The sequence below is a fragment of the Alkalihalobacterium elongatum genome, from assembly GCF_019024285.1.
GTDB classification, from domain to species: domain Bacteria; phylum Bacillota; class Bacilli; order Bacillales; family Bacillaceae_F; genus Alkalihalobacterium; species Alkalihalobacterium elongatum.
In genome coordinates this window covers 44967-64632 of the sequence record NZ_WMKZ01000003.1, presented here as the reverse complement: position 1 = coordinate 64632, position 19666 = coordinate 44967, and the positions used below count along the sequence as shown (strand labels likewise).

The following is a 19666-nucleotide window of genomic DNA, read 5'->3' as shown; positions in this document are numbered from 1 at the left end:
ATACTTAGATTTTAATGGTAGCCCCTTCCCTGTATATATAGGCTCTTTTTTCATTGCAACAAAGTTTACAATAACAGCCTTATATTAAGCGGATGATTTTATCTTCTTTAAGCTCCTTAACGAGACGTTCTCGTAATTCTTCTAACAATTGATCAATATCTTGTTCGTCTTGTACCGTTGTCGTCTCTTTTAAAATGTTTGCCATACTGACATTGATCATTGTTTTACGTGGAATTATCGTACTAATTTCACTAGAAATAACGGTTGTCGTAGTTACTTTGTTTTGATGTTGTGCAGTTGTTTCTTCTTGTTTTTGTTTTAGTTCAACTTCATGTAAGTAAATTTCATTAAAACATTGAAGCTTTAAACGATCACTTTCATCTTTCATGGCAATGGCTTCATAAACGTTTTGAACACAGTCCAACCGCATCTTTAAATGATTAAAGCGTTCTTCTATGAAAGAAAGAAGTTGATCTTTAAACGGCTGTGAAGCTATTTCGTAAATTACTTTTTTATAGTCTTTCTCAATAACTTCTCGGATAGGCTCACTTTCTCTTTCTAGTAAGTCCTTATACTTTTCATCAAACTCTTTTATTAAACCTGGCAATTGATAAATGCTACGATATGGAGACGGGTTTTGGACGATAGTTTTCATTTTATCGATTATTTTTGTTACCTTTTCATCGTTGATGTACGTTTTATTTTTTTCAAAGAGCTTAATTTTCTCGAGTGCAGTATCAAAAATAGGTTGTTGCTCTTCAAAAAAATGAACGATATCTTTACGATCATCTATATAATTAAAAATTTCGCCTTTTAATTGATAGGCCATTTTATATACGGTTAGTGAGTCCGTTAACGATTTTAATGTTATAAATGTTTCTTCTGCAGAATTTAAGAGTTCTTTGCCTGGATAGTTTTTACTTTGACAGTACTCTCTGTACTTGTTAATGACAGAGTACAGCTCTTCTTTTATTAACATTTTAAAATGAATGACTAAACGATCTTCCTCTAATGGAGGTGAGATTGCATCGGATAGTTCCCTGCAGATGTCTTTTACATTATTGATCAATTTATGGGACACTTTCTCGTGCTCTTTTATCAAAACATTTTCACTATATTCATGTTTTGTTAGATAATCAATAATGTTTTTATTTTCTAATAAAATCAGTTGTTCATTGAAGTGTAATTCGATTTTTCTAGCTTTATATAATTTAATGACACAAGCGACAATATCGTTTTTAAACCACCCATAGGGAATATTTGAAAAGAAAACTACTAAGCTCTTCATTGTAATGGGAATGTTTCTCTCATTATTCCGCTTAATATATGCATGCACTTCGGCTAAAGCAAGTTTATTTGGAGTATTATCAAGATCATGTAATCGATCGTCTCGACCTACTGTTAATTCAAGCAACTGTTTACTTTCGGTTGGCTGTGAAATTAAATTCATCTTATGGTAGAGCATTTCGATAAATACAGTAAGCGCTTCATTTAACCGCTGCGCTGGTTGCTTTGCTTTTACTCGAAGAACATCACCGTTGACATATATACTGGCATCTTTTAAAGCTTCTATTAAAAGTGTCCTCACTCTCTTCTTACGATCTGTGGCCTCTTTCCTTTTTTGCTCCTTTATTTCTTCGACCGCTGGCGAGATTGAAAAACCGCTAGTTTTCCGTATATAAGCATCAGCCTTTTTTGCTTCTTCCATTTCTTCTATAGCAACAAGCGTTTCAGATGGAAGTTTAACAATTACGTTTTTTTCTCGAAGGGACAAAGACTTTAGTTCAGCCTCATGAAGATCACTAATATTTTCAAAACTGGGAGTAATAACCTTGATTCCAAAAGGTTCATCTACATTTCGTATATGGAGATTATCAATACATGTGTTAAATGAAAAGTGATAGCGTTCTGAATACTGAAATTTATTGCCTTTGTAGAGCTCCTTAAAAATCAATGTGCCAATCTCACGGATTGTTTCAGATAAATCGATAGAAACATGGTTGATTTCCTTATTTATTCGTTGTTCTTCATTGGTTAAAAAAAGATACTCTTCCCCATTTTTCTGAATGAGAGATTCACGAAGCAGTCGTTGCAGTGAGCCTTGGATGCTCTGCATTTTTTCAACTTTATCCTCATCAATTGAATTGGCAAGTAAAGTAGCGATGTTTTCAAGGTTAGTTGGCATTTCGTTAACGAACTTTACTAATAATAATAATTTTAATACAACAATATCATCTTTAAGTAAACGACGATTTTGTGCTGCCTGACTAATGATAGAACGTAAACTTTCATCCAATAGCACTTCAATTGTTTCATAAAATGCAGAAAATGGTATGAGTGCTCCAACTTCTTTTGCAGCATGCAAATTGGCGCATTGTTGAAAAGCACTTAGTAAAGAACGTTCTCCCTCAGATACGCTTTTTCCAGCTGCACCATTAGTACGAATTCCTTTAAGGACCTTTCGCAACAAGTTGAATTGATAAGGGATGAATGGATAAACATCAAGAAATTCATTCATGTCGTTATATGACTTCATATCAGTTGTGTCTTTAAAAGTAAGTAAATTATTTACAATCGACCGTTTATTCGTATAAAAAGTTCGTAAAGTTTCTTTTACATGGCCTTCTTTTTTCTCTAGAATTCGTTTGCGAATGATTTCCTCAACATTTTCACTTGATAAATGTAATCTCGTATTAAAACGCCCTTCAATTTTAGAAAAGTCGTTTTCTGTTTCTTGAGTTAACGAATTAATTTGTTGTTGGCTTGTAACGATCACCCAACACTTTCCGCGACATATGATACCTAACTGTTCAACGAGCGTTTGTAGGTTTAGCAAATGCTTTCGATCATCACCAATATATTGGCCGATTTCGTCGATTAGAAATATTACGTGATGACTTCTACTCTTGCTTTCAATGTATTCGTTGATGCGATTGGCAAACATTTCAATACTTAGGCTATAATTCTCCTCAGCTTTTTGGTACCAATTTCTAGCAGTTCTTTCACTCATTTTTGACGTTTGAGCTAGTGCTTTAATGAGTGAATCTTCTTCATAGTAAATGTGTCCACGAGCTTCTTTCCATGACCTTCCTGAAAATTGTTTGAAAGCTTTTTTAAACTCACCATATACATTGTCTTTCATTAGGTGACGCTCTAAGTCCGCAAGCCAAGGAATTTGTGCACAAAAACCTTGCATTTCATTAAAAACTTGATTAAACACTCTTAATATTGAGTCTTCCTGTTTTTTTTCGTCTGTATCGGATTTGGCATCAATATTAAAGAGTATGACATCGGTCGTAATGTTTGAAACTTCTTTCATATTCTCTAAAATCGCAGGATCTTTAAGCTTATCTTCAAAAAAAGAAACTGTTTTTTTTCCTAGTACTTCTTTGTTCGAAAGAAGATGAGATAATATTTTAAGATAATGTGATTTACCAGAACCAAAGAAACCTGAAATCCAAACCCCTATTTTGTCAGTATATCCTACTATGCCTTTTTTGTAGGCCTCAAAAAAGCTTTCAAAACGTTGTCTTAATTCGGTGGTAACCACATATTCTTCTAATTCTCGATAAATACTAGACTCATCATCTTGTCCAACTTTAATAACTCCTTGTATGTCCCGATCAATCGGCTTTTGAAATATGTCTTTCAGGTGCATATAAAATACCTCACATCTCTAGTTTTCTATCGCTGAAAAGCACTAATATCGTGAATGTTAATAGTTAACACTATTTTAATATTTCTATACCCTGACTGTCTTTGTGCTGATACAATTATGAGAACAGGGATTTTGTATATGTATACTGTTCTTAAAAACTAGAAAATTTTCATTTAGTTTTATTTTACACTTATTCATATATGGGGTAAACGTAAATGGAAGTATTGAATAAAGAGCATATCAATTTCAAGTCTATTAATGGAACGTCCAGAAAATAAAACGAACCTGTTATTATACCCTTTTATAGCAAAAATTGTTATGCAAGTATAAAAATGCTATGATTAGTAGATAAAGGAGGCTGTTATGAGTGTTTCTACTAGAACGATAGCGCTAACAGATAGTATACAAGTAAATGAAGGTTCACATATTCTCTACTTTTATCAATCTGAAGAATTATATGTACAAAATCTCGTATCATTTATCCTCAGTGCAATTGAGTTAAAACAACATGCTATAGTGATTGAAACGCCAGAACGTTTTAAAGAAGTAAAAAAGAAGCTAATACAAATTTTAAATGAGAATGAAATTGAACAATTTCTATATTTTGTAGATAATTATGAATTCTATCAAAAATACCAAGACTTTCATTTTGATAGAGTTCTAGATAATTTTAAAAATACTGTGCAACCTTTTGTTAACGAAAATCTAGTTGCCCGCGTCTGGGGTCTTGTTGAATGGAAAGACCAACCAAACATACTGGAGAAACTATATACATATGAATGTGAATGTGACCTTACCGTAAGTGAAATTGGTTACATCACCGTTTGTTGTTATGATGGAAATACTGTTCCTTCCTATATATTAACAGAGATGATGCGAAGCCATCCTTATTTTATGACGGATAAAGAATTAGTGAAATCTACCCTTTACAACCATGGCGAACAAACAGTATTTCCTTCATTAGCCACACAAAGAGAAATCGAGTCCGAGTTAGATTTCTATAAACAAAAATTAGATTTTATTCATGTTGTAGCTCATGAAGTTCGTAATCCTTTAACAGTGATCAAGTCCTTTGCTACGATTTTAAAAACTGAACTAAGTGACCCCGATGTTCAAGCAAGGTTAAGCTTAATTGAAGATTATTCAGTTGCGATTGATCATGAAATTCATCATATTATTCAAACGGAACAAATGCTCACGAGTGATACGTTTTGGAAAAAGAAGCTCATTAAGGTAGAACCTATTTTAGAGGAAGTATTTGATATTATGATGGTTAAGGCAAGAACACAAAATATAACCATTAAATCAGATATACGTGTACCGAATAATACAATCATTCGCGGAAACAATATGGGCTTTAAATTAATTTTATCCAATTTATTAAGTAATGCGATTAAATATAGTTTTGAAAATAGCAATGTATACTTAACTTGTTTTATTAAGGATAATGCACTCGTATTGGATATTATTGATCAAGGAGTAGGGATCTCTCCTGAAAATTTGGAGAAGTTGTTTCAAAAATATCAAAAGTTAAACGAGGAAGCAGCTGGACAAGGCATTGGCTTGTTTATGGTGTATAAGCTAGTTAACCACTTTAATGGTGATATTTCAGTTGAAAGTGAATTAGGTAGGGGTACTTCTTTCAGACTGACCTTCCCATTGTAGTAATACATAGTAAATTAAAACTAGATAGCGAATAAATTTAGTTATAAGCACACTTGTAATCGATAAGATGAAAGATAATGTGCTTATTCAAAGGAAGTAATTAAAAAGACGAAGAAACAAACGTTGTTTCTTCGTCTTTTTATAGTATTACAAATTATTATGAGCCTGATGTTGTAGCTTCTTTATAATCAACAGCTTGCTCCTCGACTCCTTTGTGACCAAGAAATGTACCGCGATGACGGTATAGTAAATAAGAAGCCAAAATGAAAGAAAAGGTATCTGCTATCGGGAACGCTAACCAAACCCCTGTTGTGCCAAAAAAATGTGGCAAGATCAAGACGAGCGGAATTAGGAAGATAAATTGACGAGATAATGATAGGATTAACGCAAGCTTTGCTTTTCCTAATGCTTGGTAAAGACCACTACTAATGATTTGAATTCCAATTAAGAAAACAGCAGCAAACATTACTCGCATTGAGTCTGCACCAGCTTCAATGACCGCCGTGTCAGATGTAAAGATGGACATTAGGAAAGATGGAAACAGCATGACAATGAGGAACACAAAGGCTGACATAATCGTTGTAACTTTTAAACTTAATAAGACAGTTTGTCGTAGGCGTGCAAAATTATTAGCACCATAGTTATATCCAACAATCGGTTGCATGCCCTGCATCACACCTGCCATTGGCATAAAGGACATCATAATAATTCTTTGAATAATCCCAAATACCCCAACGTAAAATTCACCACCAAAACGAATAAGCATCGCATTAATAGCAATCATCATAAGACTGCCTGCTGCTTGTTGAACAAAAGCTGGAAGTCCCACAAGCGTAATTTCCTTAACAAGTGCAAACTTTAATTTGAAATCTGACATTGTCAACGATAAAGTGCTCTTACCGGATAAAAAATATTGAATTACCATAGCACTTGTAAAAACCTGAGAAATAACCGTCGCATATGCAGCCCCGCGTACTCCCATATTTAATCCGAAAATAAAAATAGCATCAAGAATGATATTAAGCACTGATGGAATAATCATTGCCATCATCGCAAATCGAGCATTTCCTTCTGAACGAATAATACTATTTGCAGCAAAACCGAATGTAAAGAATAATGTTGCTAATAAGATTGGAAACATGTAATCGAGTGCATACGGAAGTATATCAGGAGTAGCACCAAATGCTAGTAAAACTGGCTCTAAAAATGTGAATGCACCAGTAAACCCTATAACACTAAGCAATAAGATGAGTGTTAAGACGTTTCCAAACACACGATTTGCTTCTTTTTCCCTTTTTTCCCCTAGTCTTCTGGAAATAACAGAGGCACCACCAATACCCATCGCCGCTGAAATAGCCATCATAATCATCATGAGTGGAAATGTTATTGTTACTCCAGCAACAGCAGAAATACCTACACCGTAAGAAATAAAGATAGTATCAATGACGTTGTAAAGAGCCATCACGACCATACCGATAATCGCTGGGATTGATAAACTCTTTAGTAATTTCGGAATCGGTTCGGTACCAAGGCGTTCACTTTGAAATTTTTGACTCATGTTGTTTGAACCTTCTTTCTGTATAACTAGTAACTTACTACTCCTGTAAGTTTTGTGCTAATTTTTTTAACCATATAATAAGGATACTTTGTTCTTCTTTCGAAAGACCTGTGACAAGCTCTTTTTCGAGAAGACCAATATCATTCCATAACGTTTCTTCTAGTACTCTACCTTTTTCAGTCAATATAATCATTTTGCTTCGTCGATCGTTTTCATTATCTCTTTTTTCAATGAGTTCCTTTTTTAACATTGAATCGATAATTCCGTTCATCGTTGGCGCTTTAATTAATAAGCTTTTTTGCAGCTCTGATTGAAGTTGATCACCGTTAGCATGAAGTAAGAAAATGACTTTTGCTTGTGCAACTGTAAGGCCGTATTTACTTAATTTTTCATTGTACAAATTTTGAATAAGGTGGCCAACAACACCGATATGGTATCCGACCCTCTCGTCAATATTACGATCCAAATTTATTAGCCTCCTAATAAATATTATTTTGTTATTTTATAAAAATTTAAGATTTTCCGCAATAAATTTGTATGATTTAATAAAATAAATATTAGTGTCCTAACTTTTTAAGAATAGAAAGATTAGCGATATTAGGAATAAAAATTAAATATATTGTTCTTTTCTCATAAAAAAGCCCTACCTGTTATAGGTAAGACTTAAGAAAAGTGAAACTCTCTTTAGAAAATATTCTTATAACGCCCATTTGCGAATAGCAACAGCAACACCATCCTCTAGGTTGGATTTTGTCACCCAATCAGCACACTCTTTTACGAATGGTTGAGCATTTCCCATGGCAACACCAATACCCGCTTCTTTTATCATTGCCAGGTCATTGAGGCTATCCCCCATCGCCATGACATTGTTCATCGTAATGCCTAGTCGATCACAAACTTTTTCAATTGCACGTGCTTTGTTAACCCCAGATGCATTAATTTCAAGATTTGTCGGACTTGAATTACTAATTTCAAGTGACGCGTTTTGCTTTAATTCGTTTAAAATCGTTTCTCTTACTTGATCATCTTTTATATCAAAGCCAAATTTCATCCACTCGTGCGCAGAAAAATCATCTGGAAATTGCTCACGCCAAACGTTTCCGACTGATGCTGCCCAACAAACCGTATTATACTTTTGCTTCAGGTTATACATATGCTCTATAAATGTATGATCAAGTAATTGTCTCTCGACCAATGTTCCCTCTTCATCCCAAATTTCACTACCGTTTACAGTAATTAAATAGGAGCGCAGTGAAAGAGATTTGACAAGGTCATCACACGTCAGCCTCGTACGACCTGTGCTAATAACTACGTGAATCCCTTTTTCTTCTGCTTCTTTAATCGCTTGTCGATTTTCTTCTGAAATTTCATGTCGATTATTTAATAGCGTTCCGTCCATATCAATCGCAATTAATTTAATTTCTTTGTTATTATTGTTCGAGTTTTCCATCAGTTCTCTCCCTAGAATTTTATTTATTTTCATTTTAACAGATATAGTAATGGAGAAACATGAAAGAGGTGTATCAATTCTTATCCATAATCTTTTAAGCTTTTCTTATCATGTTTTTCTTTGTCCCTTAGACTGTTTTCGCAAACTTTGTTGCGGGTTTAATAAATTTGGAATTATTTACTTAATAGGTTTCATATCAGCATTTGAAAATCTTTGGGTAAGATAATAAAAAGTTATGATTTGCTGTGATTTAGGAGGAAAACGATGAGAAGGATATTGCCAGGCTCGATTTTATCTTATAGCCAATATGGTCATATGAAAATCCCTAAAGAAGTGAAATGCAAATGTCCAGAGTGCAGTAAAACCGCTCGCTTCTCACTTAAAGCGGATTACCAAGCAAATCGAACGGGTTTGTTTTCAAAAGGAAGTTGTCCAGAATGTAAATCTAGCTCGTCTTTTGTGATTATGATCTCAGACTATTTAGATAAATCAAATGCTGAGGTTGAAGTATATATATATGATTCACGGACTACCTTTGCTGAAGTTGAAAATCATTCCGATCTTCCAGAAGATTTAATTCGTGCCTACCGTTCAGCATTAAATGTACATCAATCAAAAGACCCATCGGCGACAGCCGTTTTATCTAAGCGAGTACTTGAAAGTGTTGTAAAAAGCTTTATTGGCGAAAAAGCAAAAGGCCAAACCCTTTCAGAGCAATTAGAACACCTGCCTAAGCATGTTGATTTAAATAAGCCCATTACCTCACTTACTACTCTCGTTCATCCAGAAAGTCAATTTCATCAAATATTAGAATTAGAACGAGATTTGGATGATGATATGGCTCGATTATTAATTGAGCTGTTAGAAGGGCTTATTGAGTATCTATATATTCTTCCGCTAAAAATCGAGACCACACACAATCGTATTCACCAACAACTGCACTAAATGACTGTAACATAAAAAAGTTACATATAGAAGCTGAGCTTTCCATGTTTAGCTTCTTTTCTATGTTGGTGCTATGTAATAGCCTAATTGGGCATTAGATACTAATTCCCATTACTATTTAGTTCTCTCTTCTATTATTGATCTGATATAATAATTAATTATGTATTCTGCTTGCTTAATTAAACATACAACTTGGAACATCATTGATTAGTAAAGAGAAGAGGAAAAATGATTGAAAAAGTTTAAAAAATTTTATTTGGAAATTACGAGTGTTTGTAACCTTGCTTGTAGCTTTTGTCCTCCTACTGAAAGACAAAAACAATTTATTTCAGTAGATGATTTTTCAAAGCGGTTAGATCAAATTAAGCCTCATACCGACTATATCTACTTACACGTTAAAGGTGAACCATTACTTCACCCAAAGATTGATCAACTACTGGATATCAGTTATCAAAAGGGTTTTAAGGTAAATATAACAACGAACGGGACGTTACTACGTAAAACGAAGCATAAGATAATTAATAAACCTGCATTAAGACAAATGAATTTCTCCCTGCACAGCTTCGATGGCCATGAAGGGTCTACCAATAAAGAAGGATATGTTAGAACGATTATCGACTTCATTAAGGAAGCCACTGATCAAACGGACTTAATCGTTTCACTTAGGTTGTGGAACTTAACGGAGGATAACCTTACAAACGTGCAGAAAAAGCGAAACCGTGAAGTCCTCGAAATTATTGAAAGAGAATTTAATCTTGATTATAAAATTGAGGAAAGAGTGGTGCCTGGCACCGGAGTGAAAATTGCCGAGCGGATCTATTTAAATCAAGACATTGAATTTAAGTGGCCAAGTTTACATGAGGAAGAGGATGACGGAAAAGGATTTTGTCATGGACTACGAAATCAAGCTGGAATATTAGCGAACGGGACCGTCATCCCATGTTGCCTTGATGGAGAAGGTGTTATCAACCTTGGTAATATAAATGAACAGAACTTCTCGGAAATTATTGAAGGTGAACGCGCGAACAATTTATATAACGGTTTTTCACGTCGAGAAGCTGTTGAAGAAATGTGCAGAAAATGTGGGTATCGAAAGAGATTCGGTTCGTGACCACCTTACTATAGGAATACAAAAAAGGTTGGGTTTTCTTTACCCCAACCTTTTTGAGTTTATGTCAGCAGTTCTACCTTGTTTTGTCCTTCATCTGCTTTTTGAAGGACCCTACACTCCAGAAAACGGAATTACTTAGAATCTCCACCCTTTTTTGGGATTTAATCATACTCTTTTACCTATAAGCGATTACTTAAGATGCAACTAAATCAGCAATAATAACAAACCGTTTCGGCGCATTTCCAGCAAAACCAAATGGATAACAAGTGATTACCGTTAAAGTTTCTTTCGGCTTAGGTACAATTACCGTTTGATCATCTTTATCCACGATCCTTATTTTCCTGACTAGATACGTAAAGTCACCTGCATTTGTCTCTACTAAAAACCGATCCCCTTTTTCTATTTTGCCTAGGTGACGAAATACAGTGTCGCGATGACCAGATAATACTACATTATTATTTTCTCCAGGAAAGGCTGTCCTACCTACATGACCAATCCCCTTTTTTAGCTGTTCCTCTTCTGCCCCATAAAATATGGGGATCTTTGCCTGTAGTTTAGGAATAATTAGGTGCCCGTACTGTTCTCCTCGTGCTGGTTTTATTTTATTAATATAATGTTGTTTAGGGTTGGGAATTGCACCAGTAATTTGTTCAGAATGTACCGAGTAAATAGGTAATGGTTGTAATACTTCAATCGGTACCTTCTCTACCGCGAAAAATCCTTGGAAAAACCCAAAAGCATTAATTAAAAAAATAACTAGTCCCATTAAGAATAGAAGAATGATGAGACTTTGTCCCAACATTCTCCCCTTTCTTCTGATGATATTAAGCATCTTTAAGACCTTTATGCCGTATTCGAATATATACAATAGCCGCTAATAATGAGATAAATAAACCAATTAGCATATTTTCGACATAAGATGAAGCTGTTTCTGGCATCTTCTCTCCAAGTGGATGCTCATGCGCTAAGTGAGGCAGAACTGGTAACATATCTCCAATATCAGATAAGAACTGGAAGTCAAAGATATTTTCATCAATCGTAAGGTCTAACAGTAAGTTACCTCCATCATCATAAAATTCGACGACGAGCGTTTTTCCATTCAAGCTTTCCATATCTAATAAGGCTACTAATGAAACAGCTTCTCTTTGGCCATTATATTCTAAATAAAATTTTGCAGACATCTTAAAGGCAGCTAGCATATCATTAAATATCGAAGCAATTTCTTCCTTTTGTGCTTCTGTTAAATCAGTGATATCGGAAAAATCCCCCATCGCCAAAAGACGAGCTTCTATACCTGCCATTTGTGCTTCTACTGTTCCTTCGTCCAATTTACTCAAATGTAAAAATAGTTTATCGAGTTCCTCATCTGTGATCCCTAACTGCTCAAAAAAACCAGTTACAGCATCAAGTTCATTATTGTATGTAGTATAAAAATCAATTGCAGCTTCTAAATCTTCTAGAAAGTGATAGTCGCCAAGAGAATCTCCATATTCAGTCAGTAAAATATCAAGCTCATCTAATGACATATTATATTGATCTAAAAGCGCTTGACGGTTTTCTGCTGTTATAGGTGTTCCAACCCATTCTTTTAAATCTTCAAACGTGGCAAAATCATCAATTGACATATCGAAATAATTTTGCAAGTAGCTCTCTAGGTTGGATGCAGTCCAACCAATTGGCGAAAGGTACTGTTCAATGGCTTCTTCATTAATTTGTGCAAAGGTTACCAGTGGAAAGTACAAACTTACCACAAGCACTGTGAGCATGAGTAAAAGTGCTCTTTTCATTATTTTCCTCCCTTTTTATAATAACGTAGCGTATACTATAGGTTTTGATGTTAATTGAAAAATATACCATATTTAGGAGGAACCACTAATTTTTTTTGTTTTTCTGGAACAAAAAAAAGACAAGGCTATAAAATCCCTTGTTCTTTTATTCATTCAGTCTATTTTGGTGGACTAGGTCTCCTGGGATATATCATAGGACACTAGGTATAAACAATAATCCGAAGTTACCCTTTTATGTTCCATATAGTAACTCCCAAAAATTAGAAATAGCTTAATTATTTTTGTTAATTATCACTTTTTGAGTTGGTTTTTAGCGAATTTTTTTAAGTCGTCAACAATTGCTTTTTCCATTCCTAGTGTTAAAAACTTTACTCCATATAGGGTGCTATGAAATTCATTTTTCTCCCAAACGACTTCACCAATCATTACAAATGGCTCAGTAGCCAATGTAAAAGTAAATTCTACTTTTTCTCCATTTTTTAAGTTTCTATTACCCTTTTCGCTACTTAATTGCAAACCGTTTGGACTAATATTAAGAATTTCACCCGCGTTTGGTGCTGATTTTATTTCAATGTTGTCGTGAACTACTTTTATTTGCCTATACTCACAGTTTAGAGGCTTCCCAAAATCATACCTAAAAGCTTCATTACGTTTATATCTTCTATCTCCCATTAGTAAATCTCCCATCTTGTTATAAAACAAATTACAATTTCTTATATATGGGTGTATTAAATAACACCATTATTATTATCCTAGAGAAAATAGTTAGAATAGTACTATTATACCCTTCATCCCCTGCAACGAAAGTGAAAAATGTCACGAAATTACTAATTTTAACAACGGTAATATTTCCTGAATTTCTTAAATAACTTCTACAAAACTTATGGTAAGAGTGATAAGATATTATAAAAGTGTTAATATGAAATCTTAGAGGAGATAGTATTTTGTGGAACTGGTTTAAGTCAAAGAAGAATGTCCTAATCTATTTGATGATCACTATGATACCGACAATAACCATAAGTCATGGTTTGGCTATACAGAAAGTTCATGAAAATAATGATTACTATTTCACCGTGGCGGAGGAATATGCTATATTCCATGGCAATCATATTGATAGGTTTATTGGAGAAACAGTTAGTAGAATTGATATGCTAGCCACTTTGATTGATATAAATCCGAATGATTTAAGTAACGTTCAGGAGATACTTACCAGAACTATTGATAAAGATGTACGATTTTCAGGGTTTTATTGGGCTAATCCAGAAGGTGATTTATTAATCGGAACTAATGAATTAACTAGTCCAATTAATATTGCAGACCGTGAATATTTTCAGGAGGCCATTCGTACAGGAAAATATACAATCTCCCCAGCACACATCGGACGAGTTACTGGACGGTACATTATAACGATCGCTACACCAGTCATAAAAGATAGTCAAATCAGCGGGGTTTTACTAAGTAGTTTAAGGATTGATAAAATAGAAGAATCGGTTTTAAAGCATACCGAAGAAGAAAGGGTTTTCCTAATAGATAATTCGGGACAATCGATTTTTAATACAGATCATCTAGCTTCTGCCCAAAAGTTATATCATTATGCTGTTGATATTGACAGAGTGCCATGGACGATTGAAGCGCAAGTTGAGGCAACAGAAGGTAACATTTATGTACAGGCATTCTTTACAAACTTAGTTATTTTACTAATACTTACACATATTTTATTTTGGTTAATTCAGTATGCACTATTAAAGAAACAAGTAAAGTTCGAAAAGAAACAGACTGAGTTGCAAAAAATACAATTAGTCGAAAATCTTGCGGCAAGCACAGCACATGAGATTAGAAATCCATTAACAGGTATCAAGGGTCTTATTCAATTACTCAGTGAGAAGTATAAAGATGATAAAGACCAATTATATTTTAATGTTATTCAACAAGAAGTAAATCGAATCAATGCAATTGTTAGTGAATTATTACTATTAGGAAAGCCAACAGCTCATAAATTAAGTACGTATTGTGTCAATGACATCTTAAGAGAAATTGAACCCATTATACATTCAGAAGCTAATTTTAATAGCGTTGATTTATCAATAAAATATTCAAATGATCCCTTACAAATTAAGTGTGTGAAAGATCATCTGAAACAAGTTTTATTAAATTTAACAAAAAATGCTCTAGATGCTGTTAACAATGGTGGCCAGGTTAGCATTTCCATAGAAAAAAAGAAAAATGATTGTGTTATCCATGTCAAAGACAATGGTGATGGTATGCCTGAACAAATACTTAAACGAGTATTCGATCCTTTTTTTACTACAAAAGAAACAGGGACGGGGTTAGGTCTAGTTGTTTGCAAACGAATTATAGAATCGTACGGTGGAAATATAAAAATTGATAGTAAGCTAAATAAAGGTACGAAAGTTGAGATTACTGTTCCATTAGCAGAAAACAATGATTAACTTAAAAACCCTTCACCACCAGCTTTTTGCTGATGGCGAAGGGTTTTATTGAGCAACATAAGAATGATTACCCTTTTTTAATCCAGAATTTTAAAACGCCAGCATCCTCTACATCACTTAGAAGCTCATGCCCTCCTGTTTTAGCCCAAGCAGCTAGGTCGTTTTTCGCTCCTTTATCTGTTGCATGAACTTCTAAAATTTGTCCTGAAGTTAGTTCATCCATCGCTTTTTTTGTTCGTACAATTGGCATCGGACATGCTAATCCTTTTGCATCTAGTACTTTATCTGCTTTCATTGTCATTGTAACCACTCCTATTAATTAGTTTTAATAGGGGCAGACGAACGGTCACTGCCCCCGATTTAATAATCAATTAAATTTAGCGAACTGCACAACGGTTCGGCCCGATTTCCATTTCACGCTTTTCATCTTCGTTAGGGTTAATTTTCCCCATATTCGTTTCACGAATTTCTTGGTATGCATTTGGTTGTGGTGGTAAGTTTTCAGTCACGATTTTTCTAAATTCGTCCTCATCTTTAATATTTAAACCATGGTTTTGAGCGAATAGTGTTCCTAATTTTTCTGATACACTACCATCATCATTTAGCTCCTCGATAATCATGAAGTGAGCTGGTAATACAACTAAATCCTCTGATAATTCACGGTAACGTTTGTAAAGTGATTCTCTTAAGTCTGCTACCCAGTCTTCAGCTTTCCCTGCTAAGTCTGGTCTACCAATCGAATCGATGAACAGAATGTCTCCAGATAGTAAGAACTTTTCATCAATAACAAAAGATGTTGAACCGATTGTGTGGCCTGGTGAATAAAGCGCATGAATATTGATCGTAGTATTTCCGATCTTTACATCTGTACCTCCTTCTAATGCTTCGTATTCAAAAGTTACTTCTTCTGCATCTTTTGGGGGTAACCAATACGTTGCACCTGTTTGTTCAGCAATTGTACGTCCACCTGAAATATGGTCAGCATGGAGATGTGTGTCAAATACATGCTTGATCGTTACGCCCATTCCCTTTGCAAAATCAGTGTAAACATCTGTCATACGTGTTGAGTCGATAATAGCTGCTTCACCGTTAGAAACGACCATATAAGATAAACAACCTTTACCGATACGAACAAATTGATAAAGTTCACCACCGTCTGTTAAATCACCAACTTTAACCGGCTCTAAGTGCTCACTCCAAGCTTTCATACCGCCTTTTAGGTAAGAAACGTCTAACCCTTCTTCAGAAAGCATTTCTGCTACCATGATCGAAGAACCTTCTTTTGCACAAACCACTAAGATATCTTTATCAGTAGGAATTTTATCCATAATTCCTTCAACACCATCTAATAAATCAAAGTATGGGATGTTTAAATACTCAAAGTTATCCCCTTCAATTTTCCAATCAGCAAAGTCTGCTTCATTACGAACATCTAAAATGAACAACTCTTCCTTATTTAAAACCTTCTTAGTTACTTGTTTAGCATCCATAGCTTTTACAGTCATGCCATATACCCCCATTAGTATAATTTTAGTTAAAAAAATTAGAATTAAAACGTTAAAGTTACATCAGCATCTTTTGCAAACTCTAAAAACGTCACAGCACCGCCTACATCTATACCGTCAACAAATTGGTCCTTCTTTAACCCCATTACATCCATTGTCATTTGGCACCCAATTAGTTTTACACCCATTTCTTGAGCCATTGTTACGAGTTCTGGAATAGATGGTACTTGTGCTTTTTCAAATCCTGCTTGATAATGTTCTTTTCCTTCAGGCATTGGAAGCTGTTTGTGTACTTCCTTATGAATTAAGTTAAGCCCTTCAAAAGTAAAGAAGATAGCTACTTCTTGATCTGTTGCTGCAGCTGCGTTTGCTACGTTAAATACTTTATATGCATCAAATAATCCACCATTACTTGCGATAATTGCTAATTTTCCACTCATAATTAATTCCTCCTAAAATTATAATTAGTATTTTAATTATTTAATAGATTAATAATGGTATTCGGATCAAAGCCTAACACCCATTGACCATTAATTTCTGTTTGTGGAACGCCGTACTGACCTGTTTTTCGAACTAAGTCTTGCATTAAGGCTGGGTTCGTTTCCAGGTTTACTTCTTTAAACGGAATGTTTTGGTCCATTAAGAAGTTCTTTAGCATCACACAGTAACGACATGAATTTGTCGTATAGACAGTAATATTTTTCATTTGTAAAAGCCCCTTTCATTTTATTCTTTATAATTTATATACCACATTGGGTATTCTGTTAAACAAAAATTTTTAGATGACCTCACCATTCCAAGTATTCATTCCACCAGCTAAGTTAGTGACATTATAGCCATAGCTTTCTAAAAAGTTGACTGCAGTTGCACTTCTCGCACCAGACCGGCAAACCAGAATATATTCTTTTGATTTATCTAGTTCGTGCATTCTGAACTCTAGTAAGCCAAGAGGGATGTTGATCACACCTGGAATTTTTCCTGTAGCTACTTCAGCTACTTCACGAACGTCAATAAAATCAATTGAGCGGTCTTTTTTTAATAACTCCGCTGCTTCATTAGGCATAATTTGTTTCAAGTGTTATCCCTCCCTTTGTTTTGTTTAATGCCAAGCACTCATGCCGCCTTTAACATTTGTTACTTTCTCAAATCCTAACTTTTTTAACATTTTCGTTGCTTTATTACTTCTCATGCCACTTTGGCAAATAACGATGACCTCTTTTTCTTTCGATAATTGATTGGTTTTATTTGAAAGTTCATGAAGTGGAATATTTTTAAACTTTTTTATGTGATTTGATTTGTACTCTCCAGGTGTTCGGACATCAATCAGTTGAACGTCTTTTTTACTTAATTCTTGTTTTAATTCGGCTGTAGACATCTGCCTAACACCTTTTGGTGGCATTAGCTTACTAATAAAAAATAATACGAAAAGTATCGGAATGATATAATTAAGGTACTCCATTTAATTCCTCCTAGAATTTAAAGATAACAATTACCCCGAGGGGTATGATTCGTTCTAAAAAAAAGAGTAAATTATTATCTACTTTTAACTAACATGTTAACCGCTTCTTGAATTAAAGCATCAGTATTCTCGCCTTTCTGTAGTTGTTCTCTAACACAATGTTCAAGATTAGCACTCACAACTACAGCTAACGTTCGGTCTAATGCATTTCGTGCTGCAGATAGTTGGACAACTAGATCTTTGCAATCCTTGTTTTCTTCCATCATTCGTAAAATCGCTTTGATTTGTCCTTCAACGCGTTTGACTCTATTTTTCATTTGATCAGTATACATCATTGTTATCCCTCCATTTAACTGGGAATGTTTCTTTAAGAGTTGTTGCCTGCCTTACAATTACTATAATATACCCTAGTAGGTATATTGTCAAATCTTTTTTATAGAATTAAATAATAAACAGCGAATAACAATAAAATGAACCCGATCACGGTAGTCATGAAAATAATGAGTTTATAGGAGGAGTGGAAAGTTTGGGTATTGATATTGTTACGATTTCTAAAATAAATAAGTGTTGCCATGATAATTGTTAGAAGTCCTAAAAGTAACGAAAAAATGCTAATTAGTATCGCAAGTGTTTGATCATAAATATCCACCAGGGGGGTATTGTAATGCAATGTTGTCGCTAGAAATCCAACCCCAATGATGGCGATAGCTGTTCGGATCCAGGCAAGGTACGTTCTTTCATTGGCTAAATGTTGTTGAATGTATTTTGATTCATGTGTCTCTTCTTTTTTATCCATAAGCCTTTCCTCCAGAGCAATCAACTACTTATAGTTCTAATTTCTAATAGGAAATTAAACACTTTTATCAATAGAAGCAATCAGCCGTTTCTCGATATCCTCTGCTATTTGATTTAACTCGTTGTCGTTTACCGTCTGAATTAAAGCAGAAGGCTTAGGCATCCCAATTTTTGTTTTTTGATCTTCGGTATAGACTACGATTTTACATGGTAAGAAATAACCAACTAATTTGTTTTTATCTAGGACTCGCTTGGCTTCATGGGGATTACAAACTTCTAAAACGGTAAAGGAATCCTCAAAATCCAGCCCTGTTTGATTTAACTTCTGCTGTACATCAAATTCCCATAGTACACCAAACTTATCCTCTACTAAATTTGCCTCAAGCTTTTTAATTACGTTTTTCACCGACTTATTTGTTTCTACAGTATAATGAAACATATGCATCCTCCTTTTTTATTTCAGTTTTGTTCCTTTTTAATAAATTGCCCCAATTTGAACCGCAATAATATACCTTTAAGGGTATGATATTGAATTAATAAACTAATGTCAAATAAAGTGAAACTTTTTTCAGGGGTTTTCCTTCATCCCCACTGAAAATTAGTTGAACCAATTGGTAAGTTACTTGCGATTATCTCACACTTAGCCTTTTTTGCTTCCTCGAAAGATTTGATGTAGGAGTCTTAGCACCAGTTAAACGGGATAAACAATCCATGTCAATACCGTAAGATTAAGGAGTTACTCGTTCAAGTTCTCCAGATTCAACGTGAAACAAACAGCCAATAATTTCTACAGCTGTTCCGTACTTAATATATATGGGGTGCTCTTTTAAACGAGCTACTTGTTTTAAAATATTGATTTTTGTTAGCTCATCCATAGATACTTCTTTCTCGTTCTTATTTTGGGGTAAGCTGTCTTGAATGTTTAATAACCAGCCTTGTAGTTCCTCATCGTTCAATCCAGCCCAAGCTGCTTTTACCCCCCCACAGTCTGTATGACCTTTAATAAGGATCTTCTTTACATTAAGATGTTTAAGCGCATAATAAAGACTCGCTGAAAAGCTTTCGTCCTTTATATCTACTTGATTAGCAATATTTCGATGAACAAACATATGACCGAGTGGCATTTGTGTAATGACAGAAGGACTTACTCGAGAATCACTACAAGACAACACAAAAAATTCGGGTGTTTGGCCTTTTTTTAATTCTTCAAAAAAGGCGGGATCCGTTTCTTTTATTTTCCGAACGAATTCTTTATTCATTTTTTTTAATTCTAATTGGTCCAT

General features: G+C 34.4%; 21 protein-coding genes. 4 read left to right on the top strand and 17 right to left on the bottom strand.

The window, feature by feature from the left end; genetic code table 11:
- Positions 1-79: 79 nt before the first annotated feature.
- The gene (gene brxC / locus GKP30_RS05985) at positions 80-3658 is read right to left on the bottom strand and encodes a BREX system P-loop protein BrxC (protein ID WP_216828510.1); all 3579 of its coding nucleotides are present in this window, start codon (positions 3656-3658) and stop codon (positions 80-82) included.
- Between the two features lie 363 nt (positions 3659-4021).
- On the opposite strand from brxC, the gene GKP30_RS05980 reads away from it, so the two are divergent.
- Positions 4022-5323 carry an MEDS domain-containing protein gene (locus GKP30_RS05980; protein ID WP_216828509.1) on the top strand — a complete coding sequence of 434 codons (1302 nt, stop codon included), beginning with the start codon at positions 4022-4024 and terminating at the stop codon, positions 5321-5323.
- Between the two features lie 157 nt (positions 5324-5480).
- Here GKP30_RS05980 and GKP30_RS05975 read toward each other — a convergent pair whose 3' ends face one another.
- The 3 genes from GKP30_RS05975 to GKP30_RS05965 form a co-directional block, all read right to left on the bottom strand.
- On the bottom strand, positions 5481-6881 hold the full coding sequence (locus GKP30_RS05975; RefSeq protein WP_216828508.1) for an MATE family efflux transporter: 1401 nt from the start codon (positions 6879-6881) through the stop codon (positions 5481-5483).
- A gap of 37 nt (positions 6882-6918) precedes the next feature.
- The gene (locus tag GKP30_RS05970) at positions 6919-7347 is read right to left on the bottom strand and encodes a MarR family winged helix-turn-helix transcriptional regulator (protein WP_216828507.1); all 429 of its coding nucleotides are present in this window, start codon (positions 7345-7347) and stop codon (positions 6919-6921) included.
- A gap of 231 nt (positions 7348-7578) precedes the next feature.
- Entirely contained in the window at positions 7579-8331 is a 753-nt protein-coding gene (locus GKP30_RS05965) for a Cof-type HAD-IIB family hydrolase (protein WP_236034931.1), read from the bottom strand.
- A 264-nt stretch (positions 8332-8595) separates the two neighbouring features.
- Between GKP30_RS05965 and GKP30_RS05960 the strand changes: the two genes are divergently transcribed.
- Both GKP30_RS05960 and GKP30_RS05955 read left to right on the top strand, forming a co-directional pair.
- Positions 8596-9276, top strand: a complete 681-nt coding sequence (locus GKP30_RS05960) for a hypothetical protein (RefSeq protein WP_216828506.1) — start codon at positions 8596-8598, stop codon at positions 9274-9276.
- A 232-nt stretch (positions 9277-9508) separates the two neighbouring features.
- Complete coding sequence (locus tag GKP30_RS05955; protein WP_216828505.1) at positions 9509-10387, top strand: radical SAM/SPASM domain-containing protein; 879 nt, start codon at positions 9509-9511, stop codon at positions 10385-10387.
- Positions 10388-10580: 193 nt separating this feature from the next.
- Here GKP30_RS05955 and GKP30_RS05950 read toward each other — a convergent pair whose 3' ends face one another.
- From GKP30_RS05950 to GKP30_RS05940, 3 genes are all read right to left on the bottom strand, one after another.
- A complete protein-coding gene (locus tag GKP30_RS05950) occupies positions 10581-11186 on the bottom strand; it encodes a class D sortase (RefSeq protein ID WP_236034930.1) in 606 nt (201 codons plus the stop codon).
- A gap of 25 nt (positions 11187-11211) precedes the next feature.
- The gene (locus tag GKP30_RS05945; RefSeq protein ID WP_216828504.1) at positions 11212-12174 is read right to left on the bottom strand and encodes a processed acidic surface protein; all 963 of its coding nucleotides are present in this window, start codon (positions 12172-12174) and stop codon (positions 11212-11214) included.
- A gap of 291 nt (positions 12175-12465) precedes the next feature.
- On the bottom strand, positions 12466-12846 hold the full coding sequence (locus GKP30_RS05940) for a PilZ domain-containing protein (protein WP_216828503.1): 381 nt from the start codon (positions 12844-12846) through the stop codon (positions 12466-12468).
- Positions 12847-13118: 272 nt separating this feature from the next.
- Between GKP30_RS05940 and GKP30_RS05935 the strand changes: the two genes are divergently transcribed.
- Positions 13119-14624: an ATP-binding protein gene (locus GKP30_RS05935; protein WP_216828502.1), complete on the top strand. Its 1506-nt coding sequence runs from the start codon at positions 13119-13121 to the stop codon at positions 14622-14624.
- A 67-nt stretch (positions 14625-14691) separates the two neighbouring features.
- Here the strand turns inward: GKP30_RS05935 and GKP30_RS05930 are convergent, their stop codons facing one another.
- From GKP30_RS05930 to GKP30_RS05885, 10 genes are all read right to left on the bottom strand, one after another.
- Positions 14692-14919 carry a sulfurtransferase TusA family protein gene (locus GKP30_RS05930; RefSeq protein WP_216828749.1) on the bottom strand — a complete coding sequence of 76 codons (228 nt, stop codon included), beginning with the start codon at positions 14917-14919 and terminating at the stop codon, positions 14692-14694.
- A gap of 82 nt (positions 14920-15001) precedes the next feature.
- Positions 15002-16129: an MBL fold metallo-hydrolase gene (locus GKP30_RS05925; protein WP_216828501.1), complete on the bottom strand. Its 1128-nt coding sequence runs from the start codon at positions 16127-16129 to the stop codon at positions 15002-15004.
- 44 nt (positions 16130-16173) lie between these two features.
- On the bottom strand, positions 16174-16569 hold the full coding sequence (locus GKP30_RS05920; RefSeq protein ID WP_216828500.1) for a DsrE/DsrF/DrsH-like family protein: 396 nt from the start codon (positions 16567-16569) through the stop codon (positions 16174-16176).
- Positions 16570-16601: 32 nt separating this feature from the next.
- Complete coding sequence (locus GKP30_RS05915; protein ID WP_216828499.1) at positions 16602-16835, bottom strand: glutaredoxin family protein; 234 nt, start codon at positions 16833-16835, stop codon at positions 16602-16604.
- Positions 16836-16907: 72 nt separating this feature from the next.
- Positions 16908-17192, bottom strand: coding sequence for a rhodanese-like domain-containing protein (locus tag GKP30_RS05910; protein ID WP_216828748.1), 285 nt, complete (start codon positions 17190-17192; stop codon positions 16908-16910).
- A gap of 36 nt (positions 17193-17228) precedes the next feature.
- Positions 17229-17588, bottom strand: coding sequence for a rhodanese-like domain-containing protein (locus GKP30_RS05905; RefSeq protein WP_216828498.1), 360 nt, complete (start codon positions 17586-17588; stop codon positions 17229-17231).
- 74 nt (positions 17589-17662) lie between these two features.
- Positions 17663-17923: a metal-sensitive transcriptional regulator gene (locus GKP30_RS05900; protein ID WP_216828497.1), complete on the bottom strand. Its 261-nt coding sequence runs from the start codon at positions 17921-17923 to the stop codon at positions 17663-17665.
- A 98-nt stretch (positions 17924-18021) separates the two neighbouring features.
- The gene (locus GKP30_RS05895) at positions 18022-18384 is read right to left on the bottom strand and encodes a YidH family protein (RefSeq protein ID WP_216828496.1); all 363 of its coding nucleotides are present in this window, start codon (positions 18382-18384) and stop codon (positions 18022-18024) included.
- A gap of 54 nt (positions 18385-18438) precedes the next feature.
- Positions 18439-18822: a DUF302 domain-containing protein gene (locus tag GKP30_RS05890; RefSeq protein ID WP_216828495.1), complete on the bottom strand. Its 384-nt coding sequence runs from the start codon at positions 18820-18822 to the stop codon at positions 18439-18441.
- A gap of 289 nt (positions 18823-19111) precedes the next feature.
- Positions 19112-19666 carry a carbonic anhydrase gene (locus GKP30_RS05885; protein ID WP_216828494.1) on the bottom strand — a complete coding sequence of 185 codons (555 nt, stop codon included), beginning with the start codon at positions 19664-19666 and terminating at the stop codon, positions 19112-19114.